We start from the raw sequence: 231 nt of genomic DNA, 5'->3' as shown, positions 1-231 counted from the left end.
TTCCAGCGTGGCCGCGGCCTCGTGCGCCTGGGTGCGAACGGTCTCGCCGAGCTGGCCCCGCCGGACCTTGCCGCATGGCGCGCGGCCGGCAAGACGCCGTGGGATGACGTGAACCTCGACGGCGACGCGCTGCGGCTGCTGGAGCGGTTGTATCGCCGCGCCGACGGCGATTTCGTGCGCGAACAGGTCCGCATCTTCAACGCCGAGCGGCGGCTGCTGGAGCGGTTGTAT

Annotated in this window: 1 protein-coding gene; it reads left to right on the top strand. The window is 71.4% G+C overall.

Going from position 1 to position 231, the window contains the following annotated elements; translation table 11 throughout:
- Positions 1–231: hypothetical protein (locus ACEN88_RS36410; protein ID WP_413347227.1), on the top strand; the 231-nt coding region annotated here is incomplete at both ends.

It is taken from the genome of Massilia sp. CT11-108 (assembly GCF_047302915.1).
GTDB lineage: Bacteria > Pseudomonadota > Gammaproteobacteria > Burkholderiales > Burkholderiaceae_D > Telluria > Telluria orientalis.
This window is presented reverse-complemented; position numbering and strand designations above follow the sequence as displayed.